The sequence below is a fragment of the Jeotgalibaca dankookensis genome, from assembly GCF_002005405.1.
Taxonomy (GTDB): Bacteria; Bacillota; Bacilli; order Lactobacillales; family Aerococcaceae; genus Jeotgalibaca; species Jeotgalibaca dankookensis.
This window is the reverse complement of record NZ_CP019728.1, coordinates 1,309,792-1,328,146: the sequence shown is the minus strand read 5'-3', so window position 1 is coordinate 1,328,146 and position 18,355 is coordinate 1,309,792. Positions and strand designations below refer to the sequence as shown.

13 protein-coding genes are annotated in these 18,355 nt (G+C 36.6%); 11 read left to right on the top strand and 2 right to left on the bottom strand.

The features are described from left to right. Window positions 1-61: 61 nt before the first annotated feature. The 10 genes from BW727_RS06550 (at window position 62) to BW727_RS06505 (ending at window position 13,225) form a co-directional block, all read left to right on the top strand. Window positions 62-1,030: a biotin--[acetyl-CoA-carboxylase] ligase gene (locus BW727_RS06550; protein WP_062468631.1), complete on the top strand. Its 969-nt coding sequence runs from the start codon at window positions 62-64 to the stop codon at window positions 1,028-1,030. Continuing rightward, window positions 1,027-1,536 carry a biotin transporter BioY gene (locus BW727_RS06545; RefSeq protein ID WP_062468634.1) on the top strand — a complete coding sequence of 170 codons (510 nt, stop codon included), beginning with the start codon at window positions 1,027-1,029 and terminating at the stop codon, window positions 1,534-1,536. Before BW727_RS06550 ends, BW727_RS06545 begins: the two co-directional genes overlap by 4 nt. A 399-nt stretch (window positions 1,537-1,935) precedes the next feature. Continuing rightward, window positions 1,936-2,898, top strand: coding sequence for an ABC transporter substrate binding protein (locus BW727_RS06540; RefSeq protein WP_062468874.1), 963 nt, complete (start codon window positions 1,936-1,938; stop codon window positions 2,896-2,898). Between the two features lie 105 nt (window positions 2,899-3,003). Next, the gene (locus BW727_RS06535) at window positions 3,004-4,194 is read left to right on the top strand and encodes a CapA family protein (RefSeq protein ID WP_062468637.1); all 1,191 of its coding nucleotides are present in this window, start codon (window positions 3,004-3,006) and stop codon (window positions 4,192-4,194) included. 382 nt (window positions 4,195-4,576) lie between these two features. After that, window positions 4,577-7,798 carry a SpaA isopeptide-forming pilin-related protein gene (locus BW727_RS06530; RefSeq protein ID WP_062468641.1) on the top strand — a complete coding sequence of 1,074 codons (3,222 nt, stop codon included), beginning with the start codon at window positions 4,577-4,579 and terminating at the stop codon, window positions 7,796-7,798. Between the two features lie 13 nt (window positions 7,799-7,811). After that, complete coding sequence (locus tag BW727_RS06525) at window positions 7,812-9,539, top strand: isopeptide-forming domain-containing fimbrial protein (RefSeq protein WP_062468643.1); 1,728 nt, start codon at window positions 7,812-7,814, stop codon at window positions 9,537-9,539. Between the two features lie 104 nt (window positions 9,540-9,643). After that, a complete protein-coding gene (locus BW727_RS06520; RefSeq protein ID WP_062468645.1) occupies window positions 9,644-10,501 on the top strand; it encodes a class C sortase in 858 nt (285 codons plus the stop codon). Next, window positions 10,498-11,517: a class C sortase gene (locus tag BW727_RS06515; protein WP_062468656.1), complete on the top strand. Its 1,020-nt coding sequence runs from the start codon at window positions 10,498-10,500 to the stop codon at window positions 11,515-11,517. The genes BW727_RS06520 and BW727_RS06515 overlap by 4 nt, the downstream gene beginning before the upstream one ends. A gap of 28 nt (window positions 11,518-11,545) precedes the next feature. Then, complete coding sequence (locus BW727_RS06510) at window positions 11,546-12,037, top strand: tetratricopeptide repeat protein (protein WP_062468659.1); 492 nt, start codon at window positions 11,546-11,548, stop codon at window positions 12,035-12,037. 36 nt (window positions 12,038-12,073) lie between these two features. Beyond that, a complete protein-coding gene (locus BW727_RS06505) occupies window positions 12,074-13,225 on the top strand; it encodes a PfkB family carbohydrate kinase (RefSeq protein WP_062468662.1) in 1,152 nt (383 codons plus the stop codon). Between the two features lie 74 nt (window positions 13,226-13,299). Here the strand turns inward: BW727_RS06505 and BW727_RS06500 are convergent, their stop codons facing one another. After that, window positions 13,300-16,359 carry an SbcC/MukB-like Walker B domain-containing protein gene (locus tag BW727_RS06500; protein ID WP_062468667.1) on the bottom strand — a complete coding sequence of 1,020 codons (3,060 nt, stop codon included), beginning with the start codon at window positions 16,357-16,359 and terminating at the stop codon, window positions 13,300-13,302. Then, the gene (locus tag BW727_RS06495; RefSeq protein ID WP_077795795.1) at window positions 16,346-17,488 is read right to left on the bottom strand and encodes an exonuclease SbcCD subunit D; all 1,143 of its coding nucleotides are present in this window, start codon (window positions 17,486-17,488) and stop codon (window positions 16,346-16,348) included. The genes BW727_RS06500 and BW727_RS06495 overlap by 14 nt, the downstream gene beginning before the upstream one ends. A 95-nt stretch (window positions 17,489-17,583) precedes the next feature. Between BW727_RS06495 and BW727_RS06490 the strand changes: the two genes are divergently transcribed. Further along, the gene (locus BW727_RS06490; RefSeq protein ID WP_062468670.1) at window positions 17,584-18,336 is read left to right on the top strand and encodes an acyl-[acyl-carrier-protein] thioesterase; all 753 of its coding nucleotides are present in this window, start codon (window positions 17,584-17,586) and stop codon (window positions 18,334-18,336) included. Window positions 18,337-18,355: the final 19 nt, after the last annotated feature.

The window sequence follows — 18,355 nt, the reverse complement described above, 5'->3', positions numbered from 1 at the left end:
GGTTGACATTAGCTCGATGACTTCGTACACTAACTAGTATTATAAGAAAGTTGGTGAACCCGTGTCCACAAAAGATAGAGTATTAGCAATCTTAGAGACAAGTGAAGACTTTATATCAGGTCAGTTGATTGCGAGTCAATTAAATGTCAGTAGAAATTCCGTTTGGAAGGCTGTAAATACATTAAAAGATGAAGGGTTTCAAGTGGCTTCAACTACTAATAAAGGGTATCGTTTGACGCAAAGGACAGACTCCTTAAATGCAGCAGTCATTCTTCCTTTAATACATGCTGATATTGATGTAGAAGTTTTTTCCAAAATAGATTCGACTAATTCAGAAGCAAAGCGCCGTTTAAACGGTAGTTTAGACAAGGATCTTTTAATTGTTTCTGATTATCAAGAAGAAGGCCGAGGAAGGTTAGGCCGCGCTTTTTATTCACCAGCTGAAACGGGAGTTTATTTTAGTCTCGTTTTAAAAGATTTAGACTCAAAAAAAGATGCCACTTTAATTACGACAGTAGCCGCTGTAGCTGTTTGTAAAGCGATCGAGAAGTTGACCTCCCTTAAGCCCCAAATAAAATGGGTGAATGATATCTTTTTAGAAGGCTATAAAGTGGGGGGGATTTTAACAGAAGGTATTATTAGCTTAGAAACACAATCGATTCAATCCATCGTGTTAGGAATTGGAATGAATATTGTTGAAAATCCGGACTTGCCAGAGACTCTTCAAGACTTAGTAGGGGCACTCTTTAAAGAAAAAGGCGAGATTAGCCGAAACCATTTAATCGCTGAAATAATTAATCAGTTCTATATTCTTTATAAAAATATGGATGATAAACAATACCTTGATGAATATCGAAAACGCTGTTTTATTTTAGGTAAAAAGGTATCCTTTTTAGACCAAAAACAACTTCTTGAAGGTTTGGCTAGTGGAATAGATGATACAGGAGCCTTACAAATACAATTACCTGATGGATCACAACGAAATTTATCGTATGGAGAAGTGAGTATTAAATGGAGATATGAATCATGACCGTACGGACGCGTGAGATGACGCGTATGAGTATGATGGCTGCTTTAACAGTGATCAGTAGTTTTATAGTAATCCCATTAGGACCTGTAGCGATTACCTTACAAACTTTATTTGTTTTGTTAACTGGTTTATTATTTCTCCCACATCTCGCTTTTTATACACAGCTATTAGCAGTTGTAATGACAGTTCTATTAAAAGGTCCACAAATTATTCTAGGCCCAAGTTTTGGATTTTTACTTTCTTTTATTGTAGTGGCAATGCTTATCGCTTGGCTAAAAACAAAAAAAGGATGGAAAAATCTTTATTTACTCGTTCTTATCGGTATCGGAATAACTTACTTGATAGGGACTCCTTATATGGCGTTTGTTTTAAATTATATTTTGAACTTACAGATGACCCCTTGGCAAATGCTTTATTCTGGTGTCTTTATATTTTTACCGGGAGATTTATTAAAAGCTTTTCTAGCTATTTTAGTTTATAAAAGCATCAATAGAGTACTGATATAAAATAAACTCATTTATTTCTCATATTATCATTGACTTCTCATTTTTTATAGGTTATGATGACTTTACTAAAAAACAACAGTGAGGTTTTTAAAATGACAAAGCTTAAACGAACTCTAACACAATCCACTTATTTCTTTAGCTTCTTTAGATAGTGTTTGTAATCATCGCTGATGGGTACAAGCACAACAAACAGTGTTTGTATCTATGAGGCTAGAGTTAGTTTGCGCGAGCAATTGCCACATAGATGAAAATCTGAGTGGTAATTGCGGAAAGTATTTATTTCTTTCTTCAATTGAAGTTAGACCCCATTCAGATGGATAAATATCTGAATGGGGTTTTTGTTTTAGAAAGAAGCAATTCATTGAAGAAACCCACTGATAAAATGGAGGAATAAAAATGATGGAAAAATGGACAATAAAAGCAGGATTAACGGTCATAGCAGGTCTCGTGTTAGCAGGGTGCACTAGTAGTACAAATGAATCAGCAGAAACAGTAAATTTAGGAATTTTACAACTGATGGATCACGAGTCTTTAAATGCCACCCGAGAAGGTTTTTTAGAAGTATTAACCGAAGCAGGTTATACTGAAGGCGAGAACTTAAACATCGATTATCAAAATGCCCAGCTCGACCAATCGAACCTACAATCGATGTCCGAGCGTTTGTCTGGTGATAATGATTTGATACTTGCAATTGCAACGCCAGCTGCGGTTTCTTTAGCAAATGTGGATCAAGAAACACCGATACTCTTTACTGCCATTACTGATCCCGTGGATGCAGGTCTTGTTGCAAATCTTGAGGAACCTGGCGGCAATTTAACCGGGACGACGGATGCTGGACCGATTGAAGAACAGATTAAACTGTTACTTTCTTTGACCCCAGAGGCAAAAAAAATCGGTATTATTTATAACTCAAGTGAACCAAATTCGGTTATCCAAGGCGACGAAGCAACGCGTCTTATTGAAGAATCAGATTTAGAGGTTGTCCTTAAAACAGTTTCCTCTACAAACGAGGTCATGCAAGCGATGGAATCTCTGGCAAGTGAAGTAGAAGGCATCTATATTCCAACAGATAATACACTGGCTAGTACAATGGGAACCGTTGCTCAAGTAGCTGAAGCCAACCAGTTACCTGTTGTTGCAGCTTCCACTGAGCAAGTAGAAGCAGGAGGACTAGCTACGTATGGGATTGATTATCATGAATTAGGTCGCCAAACAGGCGAAATGGCCTTAGAGATAATAGAAGACGATGCAGACCCAGCGACCATGGCTGTAGAATCATCCAAAGTCCTTCGTTTGGTCATAAATGAAGAGATGGCTGAAAAATTAAATATTAATCCGGATACAATTCTTGTACCAGAATAGAGAGAAAAGAGGTAGAAGTTCAAGCTTATGAACTTGTACTCTCTTTTTTTTTGTGGTAATTTAAGGTGATGACACAAGGTTTTATAATAATGGAGGAAATAAAAAATGAAAAAATGGCTGACAGTATTTTCCATGCTAACGCTATGGGGTTGTGCGAGTGCAAAGGCACCCGATGTAAAAGAAAGTCAAAAAATAGAGTCAACTCAAAGTGAACTGAGTACAGTTGTGGAAGAAAGCAACATTGAACCAGAAGAAAAACGTATTTCTTTTATTGGTGTGGGGGACAACCTTATTCATGAAAATGTTATACTTGCTGGTGAGCAAGAAGATGGCAGCTATGACTTTTCTGATATGTATGAAAATATCAGCGATGAAGTGGCGAATGCTGATTTAGCATTTTTAAATCAAGAAACCATTTTTGCCGGACCGGATTTTCCTTATGCCGGTTATCCTTCTTTTAATACACCAGAAGCTTTAGGTAAAAATATGGTGGATTTAGGTTTTGATTTGGTTAATGGCGCTACAAATCATACTTTGGACTATGGTCCAGAAGGAACCATTCATGCGGTCAATTATTGGAATCAATTTGAGGATGTTATCTACACAGGTGCGTTCCTTTCAGAAGAAGACCGCGCTACCGTCCCAACCATTGAACGCGATGGCGTAACCTTTTCTTTTCTAGCCTATACTTATGGAACTAATGGAATGGTACCAGATACAGACTGGCGTATTGCTTACTTTGATGAAGAACAAATTCGGCAAGATGTTGCACGTGCCAAAGAAGTAAGTGATGTTGTGATCGTTTCTGCCCACTGGGGAGATGAAGACACAACGGTTGTCAATGACTTCCAACGTTATTATGGACAACTATTTGCAGATTTAGAAGTAGATGTTGTGATTGGGACGCATCCGCATATGATTCAACCAATTGAATGGTTAACGGGGGAAAACGGTAATGAAACCCTAGTCGTTTGGTCGCTTGGAAACTTACTAGCCCATGCGCTAGAAGATTACAATACACTTGGTGGTATGATAACCTTTGATTTCGTAGTGGAAGATGAAGAAACATTTATCGATAATGTTATTTTCAAACCAACTATTTCACACTTCACTTATCACTATAATGACAATGATGTACTGAAACGGAAGTTTAAAATTTATTTCTTAGATGAATATACAGATGAACTTGGAGTTGAACACGGATTAAATGCTTATGATCACATAACCATTTCACCAGCAAACTACCAAGCAATTGTAGACCAAGTAATTGATGCAGAGTATCTAAATAAAAACTAACAGTGAAAAACGCCAAGATTCCTTATTAAAAAGGAATCTTGGCGTTTTTTAAAAAAATACCGACAAAAGTTCGAAAGCGGTTGCATTAAGTTTCAAAAGAGTTTACAATGTAGCCATAAAGATAAACATTAGTCAATAAAATCCCTCATCCCTTTCCTAAAATACACATTCACTAGCATAATCCATCTCCTTATCACTACTATATTCTTTCTACGTATGTTCCCATTCTATTCTTTTATTTCTGTACCTACACTTGCTCTATCCCTCTTATTTATCTACTTGTATCTTTTTCCTCAAATGGATACTAACACTCCCTTACAATTTAATCACTTAGCCACACGCTTATTTCGCATATTCTCTTTTACAAAAAGGAGGTCAGAATATGGAAAATCGTATGCGTTATCTCGATAAAGCATTTGTTTGGCTGATGAGCCTTGTCATTCTATTACCGAATATCCTCAATTTTGTAGGAAATGTTAATAATTATGTACAAGCCGAATCTCTGACAAATGTTGTGGATACAGTCCTATACGATGGACCCGATGGAAAAGCATCGGTACAAGCCACGCTTGATGCCGAAGAATCAAGTGTATTATGGACGGTAAACCTAGACAAAGCAGCAACTGAAAAATCATCTGCAATGAAGTTAGAAATTGACGCAAATGGTGGTGGACTAGGAGCTCCCTATGCTATTACGACAAGTTTAAGTCAGGAAGATAAAGAAGGAATTTTACAAATTCAAAACCCCACTCTCACCCCCACAGCCGAGTCGCAAGTCGTGACTTTCCGCACAGATATTACAGATGAAAGTTTTATTAACTTAAGTCTTCGTTTATTAATCGAAATAGTAGATGAAGAAACACAAGGACCCATCACCTTATACAATTCCCCTCTAACCAAAACAATTACCTTTGCCGCCCCAATCCCAACCGTGGAAGAATCAGAACCAGTAGAAGAAATCCCTGAAGAACCAGTAGTAGAAGAGGTTGAATCAGAAGTAGTAGAAGAGATTATTTCAGAGCCAGAAGAAATTCCTGAGGAAATTATCGAAGTAGAATCAGAAGTTTCTGAAGAAATGGTATCTGAAAAAGAATCTAAAGTTGAAGAAGTCATGACAGAATCATCTTCATCAGAAGAATCTGAAAATGAAATGAAGGAATCCTCAACGGAAGTAAAAGAATCAGAAACTTCTAAAGACGAAGAAGAGTCCGACATTGCTGAACCAGTATCAAAAGATTATGTCCATCAAACATTTCCAATTCCATTGATCACAAAAAAAATGAGAGCATCATCAAACATACCTGGGCAGATTGAATTGAATAAAACAGCAGTTGCAATTAAAGGATGCCGGACTTACCAAGTCACGTTAGATATTAAAGGTGTTCCACCCGTCAAACCAGTTGATGTAGTGCTAATACTCGATAAATCTGGAAGTATGGCTGAAGGCATAGGCGCTGAAAACCGGATGGCAGCTTTAAAACTTGCCGCAATTCGATTTACGACACTTGTATTACAAGGGAAACCTAATAACCGTGTTTCAGTAGTTCAATATGATGGACCTAGTAGTGTGTATGCCAATGGTGATCAAAGTCAAGCTGTTATTTCTCAGGTTTTTACTAATAATTTAACGAATGTGACAAATAAGATTAATGCTTTGACTCCCGCAAATGGTACGAATACTGAAGCAGGTTTGATTGCGGGTCGTAACGCATTTACAAGTGCAAACCCACAAAATCCGAACTCCGCAAAAGTGGCTATCTTGTTTACGGATGGATTGCCAACTGCAAGTAATGGTTACCGATATAATGAAACGACCAATACAGACACGGTTCACTATACCCGAGCTATCACCGCATCTAATTCACTGAAAAGTTATGGTAATTTATTCTCTATTGGATTAACTAAAGGAATGTCACCTGCTCAATTAACAGCGGCTCGTAGTTTTTTGAATAACGTGCAGAATTCAGGCTTTTACGAAGCACCAACTGCAACAGACTTAGAGAGTATTTTTGATAGTATTTACAATCAAATTGAATATTATGGTAAGGATGGAATTGTTACTGACACAATTGGCGATGATTTCAATTTAATTGAAAGCTCTTTGCCATCAGGTGCAACTTACAATCTGGCAACTCGAACAATTACCTGGAACATTGGCACACTTGCACAAAATCCAAAATTAACCTATAAGGTTCAAGCTAAAGAGACTGTTTTAGGAAGTAATAATTTAGCAGACAAATTACCAACTAATAAAGTTGCTCAATTGACCTACACTGATATAAATAATGTCCCCAATCAAAAACTAACCTTCCCTGTACCAACTGTTCATGTACCGCTACGTTTGGAAATTGCCACTACAGATGTTGATATCTTACTGGGTGATTCGATTCAATTGGGAATTGAAACAAATTCTAGCAAAGATAATTATATGAAAGAAAGTGGCGGAACAGGTGCTTACACATACGCTTGGTATCTCGGCAATCAAACAACTTCATTTTCTACAGATAGAAATCCAACTGTGACACCTACTAGCCAAACAACCTATCGTGTTGTTGTAACAGATGCGCAAGGATGTAAAACAACCGGATACATAAAGGTAGGAATTAAAAAAGGACAACTCATTGTTCATAAAAAAGATGAGCAAGGAAATCTTATTACTAATAATCCAGCTGCCTTTACATTAACTGACTCCAATAATACAGAAGTAACCCAAACAACGAATGCTGCTGGAATTGCTACTTTCAATGGTCTTGCAAAAGGTATCTATACATTGGTTGAAACAAATGCACCTAATGGATACATAAACGAATACTTAACTTACAGAGTAGTTGTTGGAATCGAAGATGGACAAGTAACGGTCGTTGTTACTGATGAAAATGAAGAAACTGTAGAAAGTTCACCCTTAATAATTATTAATAAGCTTAATGAAATTTCTATACCAGTTAAGAAAATTTGGGTAGACAACAACAATGAATTTAATACACGCCCAGAAAGTATTACGGTTAGACTTTATCAAAACGGCTCTGAAGAAGCCTACAGAGAATTAACTTTTGGAGCTGATTGGACTGGTTCATTTGAAACTCTTCCTAAATTAGATGCTGAAGGTAATGAATATGTATATACCATTAAAGAAGTATCGGTTCCAAATTACGAAGCTACTGTTGAAGGATTTGAAATTACAAACACACTAAAATTAGGTTCCCTAACCATCACTAAATATGATAAAGAGAATCCTAATGAACCAATCTTACTGGATGATGCAGAATTTGAAATGCAGCTAGAAGATGGAACAATTGCAATGGACATTGAAGGAAATCCTCTTCAAGGTAAAACCGTCAATGGAGAATTAGTATTTACGTCTATTCCTTATGGCACTTACACGTTGGTAGAAACAAAGGCACCCGCTAATTATCAATTGCCAAGTAAACAATGGACCATCGTCATTAGTGATGAAGAAGATCCAAATGTTTTAATTGAAATTGTAAATAAAAAACAAAGTGTTCTTCCTTCAACAGGGGGAATAGGCACACCAATATTTACAATGATGGGTCTTATCATCATGATTACCGCAGGATTATCCTTTATCAGAAAAAATGAAAAGTAAGGAGGAGAGAAAAATGAATAAACTATTCAAATGGATTGCTACCATCTTTTTAGCAATGTTGATGTTCGCCGGCGCAACGCGACCAATTCTAACATCTGCAGTATCTGGAGATGATGACACGCCAACCACAGAGGTAAATGGGAGACCAGCAACTGGGGATTTAATCATTCATAAATTACAATTTAACGTCGATGAGATTCCTAATATTGAAAACCATAATGGTGAGGAATTAACGATTACTGGTACAAAAGGTTTAGCAGGTGTTACCTTCAATATTTATAAAGTAGCAGATGATGCAACTGACACAACCACTCCAGCAGGTGCAGTAGTAGGCACTGGAGTTACAGGAACTGATGGACTACTTGAATTTCCTGGTTTAACTGCAGGACGCTACTTAGTTGTTGAAGATATAGAGAGCTTGCCATTTGGGGTTACTTATACAAGTCCTAACTTCTTGGTAGATGTACCAATGACTAAAGTAGATGGAACCGGTTGGTTAGAAAAAGTTCACGTTTATCCAAAAAACCGGCTCATTGTTGCAACCGTAGACTTCTATAAGTTCTTTGAAAACAAAGAAGAAAACCCTAATAAAACAGCTACATTCAAACTATACAAAGGAACATCACCAGGTGGCACATTAATTGAAGAAAAAATAGTTAACACAAATGATGCAACAGGTCGTGTCTACTTTGATAATGCAGGTCAAGGTTTGGAAGTAGGTAACTACTATATTGTAGAAACTGCTGTCGATGCCCCTTACGGTTTAAATAACAAGGTAATTACATTTGAGGTAACAAATGGTGATCATGATACTGATCTTCAAGATGGGGAAGCTACAATCCATGCACTAGGAGATAAAAAATTCAATAACTACCTTTTAACCGAACCAAATAAAGAAAATACGGATGATGATAACGATGACTTTTCTGCTAACTTAGGAGAAATTGTTAATTGGAATATTGACGTTCGTATTCCTGCCAACATTAGCGATTACACTGAATTCCAATTTACTGATGATTTAGATTCACGTTTAGATTATGCTGGAGGCCTAACAGCTACTGTGGACGGCACTGCTGTTGAATTTACCAAAACAGAACCGGCAATGACTGGTGGAGGAACATTAGTTGTCGCTTTTACTAAAGAAAACTTAGCAAATTACGCTGGTAAAATGCTAAAAATATCATTTAATACTAAAATTAATGAAACTGCTGAGATGGGCGAAAAAATTCCAAACAATTTCGTATTCGAATTTGATAATGGTTCTGGAACACAAACAAAAACAGATCCAACACCTCCATATACACAAACAGGTGGCGCTAAATTTGATAAAACATCTAGCGATAGTACCTTAGAAGATTTTAGTGGCGCAGAATTCTGGATCTACCGCGGCAGTGGTGCAGCTAAACAATATCTTCAAACCAACTATACTTGGGGAGATGGAACTGCTAATCCTATGGTCTTAGTTTCAGATACCAATGGGAACTTTGAAATCGAAGGTCTATCTTTCGGAAACTATTCTTTAGAAGAACGGGTTGCTTTACCAGGACATATGCTTCGTTCAGACTTTGACTTTGTAGTCAGTGCAGATTCTTATGGAGTTACAAATCCACATGAAATTCTAAATAAGACACAAATTAAGCTTCCAGAAACCGGTGGTATGGGTACCATTGCCTTTACAATTGCAGGGATTGGTTTGATGGCAGGTGCTGTTAAACTATACAGAAAAGAAGAAAAAGAATAAATAGCTAGAAGTGACAGATGAAGCCATTCATCTGTTCACCAAAGGGATGGTGGTTAACCATCCTTTTGGTGAACAATTGCTCCGACTATTAATGAGGTGAGCGTATGAATAGAAAAAGAAACAGAAAAAAATGGGTGCTGGCCTTCATATTTACGGTTGGGCTTGCCATTTTTTTATACCCAAATATAGGGAAGATTTACGCAGAATATTCGCAGCTGCAAATTATCTTGGATTATAAACGACAACAAGCAGATATGGATGAACAAATAAAAGAGTTAGAACTGGAAAAATTACAAGCTTATAATCATTCTTTAACCGCAGACGAGTTCATTTATGTGGATCCTTTTGAAGAAATTGAAAAGGAAGCTAATCAAGAGAATATTCCTAAAGACAAGCGTTTAGGGAAAACACTGGGTCATATCGAAATCCCTAAATTAAAAATTGATATTCCTATCTATAAAGGAACAACCGACTATATTCTTCAAAACGGCATTGGATTGTTAGAGAAAAGTTCCTTACCCATTGGTGGGAGTAGTACTCATGCTGCTTTAACTGGGCATCGCGGACTACCTCAATCAGAGCTATTTACTCATTTAGATGATTTGCAAGTTGGTGATGATTTTTTAATTCATTCATTAGCAGGCACCTTAGCTTATGAAGTGAAAACAATTAAAACGGTCTTACCCCATGAAACTGAAACGCTTAAAATCGTACCAGGTGAAGACTTAGTGACTCTAATTACCTGTACCCCTTATATGATTAACACTCATCGTATTTTGGTGACTGGTACACGTGTTCCTTATGTTCCTACAGCGGAAGAAAAAGATGAAGGAAATGCCACTACAGTAGCAAGTAATAATAAAATGGTTATTATTTTAATAGTTTTAGGATTGGGAGTCATCATTGCTATTATCATTTTCATCATTCGTAAGAAGCAGAAAAGTGCAGGTGAACAACCATGAAAAAGAACGTATACCTGTTAATTTTTCTGATTGGAACTTTAATTATTGGAATTCCGCAATTTCGTATTTTGATAAAAGAAATGGAAACAGCAACGCAAGTTGAAACTTATCAAGAACGTGTCAGAAATTACCCTGATGAAGATTTACAAATGATCACCCGTCAGTTAGAAACTGTTAATTCAGTTACTCAAGAAGAAGTTATTTATGAAGAGGGTATCCGTGAAATTCGCGATCCCTTTACACAAGATGTGGCAGCTGATGACATTGGTGTTACAGATGAGGTGTTTACGGATAATTTTTTGGGATATCTTTCTATTCCTAAGATAGGTGAGGAACTTCCTATTTATAATGGGGCAACCTCTTATCATCTTTCTATGGGAGCTGCAACGGTAACAGGCACTTCATTGCCGGTAGGTGGAGAAAGTACACATGCGGTTATTTCTGCTCATCGTGGCTATGCAGGTGCCAATTACTTCCGGCATATTGATCTTTTAGTGCCTGGAGATGAAATCATAGTAACAATTTTAAATAATGTGTTAACCTATGAAGTAACAGGAACCCAAATAGTAGAAGCAAACGATGCATCGGGTATTATGGTCGTACCGGAACAAGATTTATTGAGTCTACTCTCTTGCCATCCTTTTATGGTGAATGATAAACGGATTCTTGTTCATGCTAAGCGTATTCCCACAACTCAAACAGCCCTTAGTCCAACAAATCCAACGAATCCAATTGATTTAGGTGAAGAATTACCACCAGAAGAATCCACTGAGGTTGTCACAGAAACGACGGTTAAGAATCAAACAGAAACTGAAGGAACGACAACAACAGAAATAATCTCTCATACAAATGAAGATAGTGACTCCATGATGAATATTACCATGAGATTTAAAGAGTCAAGCGTTTCGCCGGTAGTACGCCGAAACCTATTCATTAATCGGATTCTTGTCTTGGGATGTACGATCGCAATTGCTGGGACACTCATATTACTTATAAAAAACAATATAAAACTTTAATCAAGATAAGATTAGAGGTGGGAAAATGATGACAGCTAATAAAATTAAGCAGTTAGCCGATAGTGCATTGAAAAGCCATGAGAAGAAAGACTATGAAGAAGCAGAGGAAAAATTTTTAGAAGCATTATATCTTTTAGATGACAAAGAGAATGAACTCTATCAGTTAATTGTATACGGTTTAGGTCTTAACTATTTAAAACAAAGCAATTTTGAGGGAGCAAGACGGTGCTTTGAAGAAGGACGTTTGAACGCTAGAAAAGCAGAAAATATTAGCCATGAATTAGAAATGCATCATTTGTTGGTAGTGGTCTACCGGCAAGCAGGTGACATTGAAGCAGCAAAACTCTTAAGTGAAGAAGAAATTCTTTATCGAAAAAAACATGCCCCCAATGATTATGAAGGTTTAGCAGTTGCATATTTTGAAGCTTCAAAAATCTACCGGAAATTAGGAGATACTGAAAAATATGAGCAAGTATTCAAAGAAGCACTTTCAAACGCTCAGAAAGTAACCGACTTTTAGCTACTAGGATGAAGGTTTTGAAGAGAGGGATATCTAATGGCCTTAAATGAAAAAGAATCCAAAGTATTTACATATATCAAGGAAGATCCTTTTATTTCGCAACAAGAAATAGCAGATCGAATAGGTTTGTCACGTCCTGCTGTTGCCAATATCATTTCAGGTCTGGTAAAACGTGGCTACTTATTAGGAAAAGCATATGTTGTTAATGAAACACGTCCGATTATTTGTATAGGTGCTGCTGCACTTGATAGACGTTATTTCATTACCAATAAATTAGTTGACAAAGAGTCAGACGAAATTATATCTCAAATAACTGGTGGTGGTGTTGCCTTAAGTGTTGCAGAGAACTTAGGACGTTTAGATCAAGATGTTGTTTTGTTAAGTGTGGTAGGTGATGATAAAGAGGCAGAATGGCTAAAAAATGCTATCCAGCCCTTCGCCAAAATAGACGCTGTCAAGACGATTGCAAATACGAAAACAGGTAATTATATGGATGTTATTGACAGTAGTGGGGATATTTTTCTAGCTTTAGCTGAGGTTGAAATTTATGAGCAAATGACTGTTGAGTGGCTCAAAGAACATAAGGAATTGTTAAAACAAGCATGCGTCATCATTGTCGATACGAGTCTTCCTCAAGCTACCTTGCAAGCCTTAATGGATTTAACGAATAAAAATAAAATTCCCCTTATATTAGTAACGGATTCTGTATTAAAATCCGCACATTTACCAGAGAACTTTAAAGGGATTAAATTATTAGTAACGAGTAGAACGGATTCAGAACGTTACTTTGATACCAAGATAGAGTCCGATCAAGATATCATTCGAATTATTAAGCGCTATTTAAAAATGGGTGCTGAGTATGTTTTAATAACCAGTGAAGATTTGAGTATTGCTTATGGGAGCTCTCAAGAAGGAATATTTCAGTTCGTTATGAAGAAAGAGCAAGCTGCTACCAATTATTTCTGGGGGACCCATGAAGCTTTAGTTGCGGGAGTTGTTTATCAATACAGACAAACAAATAATCCCAAAGATGTTTTGAAAGCAGGAGTCGTTAATGCATTGTTAACAGCAAAATCTACTTACAGAGTTCGAGAAGAATTGAACCAAGCAAGTTTAGAAAAAGAAATTAAACGATTTGGTGAATTTCCAATCGCAGTGTTAGTTAAAAGCAAATATAAAAGCGACTAGCTTCTTCTTATAATCACACTACACTGTTTTAGGTTGTGGAAATTATAAACGGCTAATCGCTTTTTTTGTCTGAATTAAACGATAATCTCGGCCTGGCTCCCACTTGTTGAGTGGGTTACTTTAATATGAGCAGGGATGCGTGTTTTTAACTCATCTACATGTGAGATAATCCCAATCATTCGGCCATTTGCGTTTAGTTCCGCTAATGTTTGGATGGCTTGTTCTAAAGATTCAGAGTCAAGCGTCCCGAAACCTTCATCAATAAAGAGCGTATCAATTTGTACACCACCGCTTTGTTGCTGCATGACATCACTCAAACCAAGCGCCAAAGCTAAAGAGGCTTTAAAACTTTCACCACCAGAAAGTGTTTTGACACTGCGTATTTGACCGGTATAGTGATCAAATACATCTAGCTCTAATCCCTTGGCGCCAGCACCTTTACTTTCTCGTTCGGATCGCTGAAGTAAATAGCGATTCGCAGTCATTTGCGCCAACCGTTGGTTAGCAGCAAGGACGATTTCTTCGTAGTAAATAGCTAGGACGTAACGCTCAAAAGAAAGGCGACCTGTTTCAGTTGATTTTCCGTTGGCAATATCAGAGATGCGCTGTAAATGGCCAAATTTATCCATCAAGAGTTGTCCTTCTTCATAAGTTGTTTTCATAGTTGTTAGTACCTGACTAATCGCATCTAGCTGGGTAGCGAGATGCTGGTACTCACGTTTTAGTTGGTCGGCTATTTTGAATGACTCTTGCAATTGATTTTGTAAGGTTTGAGCGTCTAAATGTTCGCCAAAAGAGGCAACCACTGTCAATTGTTCTTGATAACGACTATGAGTTATTTTAACCGTATCTTGATATTCAGAGAGTTTAGCTCTTGAAGACTCCACTTGGTCAATGGGCAAGAGCTGATCTTCAAAATTTTCATCCAATTGGGCTTGTGATAATTTTTCTTGGTAATTTTTTTCAGCTAGTATCATACGTTTTTTAATCGCTTGAATTTGTTTTTCTTGTGAAGATAAGGTGTTTTCGTAGATTGCTAACTGTTTTTCTAAATCGGTTATTTGGGATTTAAGCAAAGGATAATTCTTTTCTGTTTCCTTTATTTTCTCAGATAAATCTTTTATTTCTTCTTCTAATCTTGCATGCTCAAGGTCTAAGACTGACTTTTCCAAAAGCTGATATTGATTTTCTTTCTTCACTTTCTCATTTTTATTTCTTTCTTGGTCTGTTTCAAGTTGTGCTTGGCGAATGAGTAAAGTTTTTTCTTTTTTTCGTAAATCAGTCTGTTTACTTTGAATCGTTTCTTCTGTTTGTGTCATGATTTGTAGTTCTTCTAACTGTATATTTAAGTCGGTTATTTTTTCATGTACTTCCGCTTTTTTTATTTGAATTTCTACTTGTTTATCTGAAAGGCTAGAGCGTTGAATTGATAATTGGTTTTCTAACTCACGCAACTGATTATTCAAACTTCCTACTCTGGCTGCTGCTTGGGAATAATTCATTTGAGCCTCTGATACGTCTACTTGTAAAATTTGTAAATCAGCTTCCGTAGGAGCGTGATTAATAAGAGGGGCTGGAGCAGGGTGGTCAAGCGACCCACATACTGGACAAGCTTGATTTTCCTCCATTTTAGAAGCCAGTAGCCCAGCTATATTCTGATTAAATTGATGCGTTGCCTCTGTAAAAGCTTTGTTTTTACTGTTAAATATCTGTTCTTCAGTTTGCATATTAAGTTTTGCCTGTTCATAATTGTCTAAAAGACGAGCCATTCGGTTCAAATCATTCTCTCTTGTTTCATGAGATGTTTGGATGGTTTTTTGTTTTGTTAATTTTTCTTTTATTTCTGAAATTTGGATATGTGAGTCTTGAATTTTTTTAATTGTTTGAGCAATTGCTTTTGAATCCTGCTCAACTTGCGCGAGTTCTAAGATTAGATTATCTAAATCTAATTGGTTGGTCTGATCCTTTGATGTCAAAAGGTCGAGTTCTTCTTGTAATTGATCTAACTGCTTAAAAACAGCTATGTTTTCTTTTAGTTGTTGTTCTTGTTCTCGCCATTCAGGGAGAGCTTGGTAATCTTTTTCTACATGAACGAACGAAGAATTAATAGCAGTTATCTTTTCTTTTGTTTCGTTAATCGCGTTAGTGGTATCGAGAAGATGAGCAGCAAGAGTCATTTCTTCTTCTTTTTCATTATCTAACTGATGCTTGGCCTCAAGACATGCTTGTGCATTTTCGAACTGTTTGATTTTTATTTCTAATAAATTAAATTCTGTCTCTTTATCAGCTAACTGTTTTATTTTTTCTTCTAAATCTTCCAATACACCTTTTTCTTCATGATGACGTTCAAGCGCTCTCGTTTTTAAAGTCTGTTTGGTTTGTTCTTCATTTATTTTATTGGTTTCTTCTATTCGTTTTTGTTGTAATAGGCTTAAGCGTTGAATGATAGCTGAATAATCTTCCGTTTCTACTAAGTTCGTTAATTCTTCATCTTCAAGAGTTGGCAAATAGGCGAGAGAAGACTGCAATCGCACTTGATTATGTTCTACTTTTTTATTAAGTTGGGCGACTTGCTTTTGTAACTGTTCTTGGAAAGCAAGGATAACTTCGGTTCCAAAAATATTTCTGAAAATAACTTCTTTATTTTTACTATCCGATTCAAGTAGACGTTTAAACTCACCTTGAGGGAGCATGACAATCTGTTTGAATTGTTCATAATTTATAGACAACAACTCTGCAATTTCCTGATTTGCTTCTTTAATTTTTGTGGTAACGATGTCACCATCGCGAAAAAGAACCGACGAAGCAATGTTTTTTGGTCCACGCGCACCTGGACCTGTTTGATTGGGAATCCGTTCAATATAATATTCCTTACCATTGACTTCAAAAGTAAAAGCGACTTTACAAAGATCCATATCAGTAGCAAAATCCGACTTAAAAGCATCTTTGTTGCGACTTTCACCGCTAGGAGAATCATAAAGAGCATAGGCGATAGCATCGAATATAGTTGTTTTCCCAGAACCAGTCGGACCGCTAACTAGAAAGAGCGATTGGTTATTAAATTGTGTAAAATCAAGAATTGTATGTTCTTTATAAGGGCCGAATGCAGCCATCTCTAATTTAATTGGTCTCATGAATACTCCTTTCAGCAAATGAAAACTCATTTGAAATAAATGCTTGATCAGATGCAGTTAATTGTTTACCAGTATGCTCTTCATAGAAATCACAGAATAAATCAGGAAAACTTTTTACTTTTAAATCTTTTTGTGTAACCTGAATCCCTGTTTGACTTAGTTGTTTACGGTTGATGTATTCTAAGCCCATTGCCCGTGGAAATTTTTTCCGAAGTTGGTTCATGGGATCAAAAATAACCGTATCATCGAGTAACTCAAAAAAGATGTAATTTTGCGAACTTTCCTGTAGAAGTTCTTTAAAGTAACCACGCCTGACAACCATATCGTGCTGTGGTTGGAGATTGAGGGGTGTGACGGTACAGTTACCTTTTTCTAATTCTACAAGGGTTATCTGCTTTTTATGGCTGACTTCTGACTTTGAATATTTCAATAAGGAACCACTATAACGGATATGACTTTCTTTTACTTTTTGGGGCTTATGTAAATGCCCTAGAGCTACGTAATCAAAATCTTCCAGCAATGATACCGGGATGTATTCTGCTGTCCCAATAGTCAAGGGTCGCTCAGAGTCGGAAGCTTCCACAGAATCAGCCGTTCCATTAATGACATAGCCGTGTGCAATTAATACATTTACCTCCGTAGGATTCAAATCTTTATTTATTGCCGCAATTTGGTAGCGTGCAACATCTTCCATAGAGCGAATATCTTTGTTTTGAGTCATTTCGCGTACGTAGGCGGGATCAGCAAAAGGTAGTAAATAAAAATTTACTCCATTTATTCTTACTTTTTGCGTTTCTTCTTTTAAAGTACCGGCAATAAAAAGATTATTTTGGGTAAATAGGCGCGCTCCGTATTCGAGCCGCTCATTACTATCGTGGTTACCTGCAATCAGTAAAATAGGAATTTTTAATGTATCGCTTAAATAAGTTAAAATTTCATCAGCTAAAGAAACGGCTTCTTTAGGTGGTAAGGCACGGTCGTATAGATCACCCGCTATAATCACTGCATCTAAGTCTAGGGTTTGAATGGTCTCAATTATCTGGTACAAGAGATTGCGCTGTTCTTCTAGCATGGAGAAGTCATTGACAACCTTTCCAAGATGCCAGTCCGCTGTATGTAAAATTCGCAAAAAAATCACTCCTTTATGGTAGAATTAAATGTACTGATTACTATTGTTACTTATTATAACAAACTATAAGGTGAATGAAGAGGCGGGGGAATAAAATGAGTGGTTTAAAATTTAGAAGAAAACACATTGTGCATACATTTGAGTGCGATGTCAAAAAAGAAATGACTTTACCAGCTTTAATCAATATTATGGTCGAAACATCTGGTCTACAGAGTCGCCATTTGGGAAATACAAATGAACAAATGAGTGAACGCGGTTTATCGTGGATTATTATTCAATACGATATGCAAATTACTCAAATGCCAAAGAGTCGTGAAACGATTACGATTGAAACAGAAGCTATTAGCTACAACCGCTTCTTTACCTACCGGAAATTTCGTGCATTTGATGAAGCCGATAATATATTAGTAGAAGTTCTAACAACATTTGCTATGATGGATATTAAAACACGCAAACTAACTCAAATCCAAGAAGAATTAGTCGCCCCTTATCAAGCTGAAAAGATACGGACGATGATTCGAGCACCAAAAATTCAAGCTGTTAATCTAGAAACTGCTTCCGAGCTACCTTTTCGCGTACGCTATTTAGATATTGATGGTAATAATCATGTTAATAATGCCAAGTACTTTGACTGGATGATCAATTCAATTGATCTTGAAATTTTAAAAAATTATACAGTCGGTTCTGTTAATATTAAATATGAAAAAGAAGTGAATTTTGGAAATATTATTAATAGTTTCGTTTCGGTAGAAGAAGTAGAAAAAGACAAAGTCATGACTGTCCACCATATTGAAAATGATCACGCGATTGCATGCCGCGCTAATATAACGTGGGTAAAAAGAAATTAACGTATCAAAAAAGTCTGGA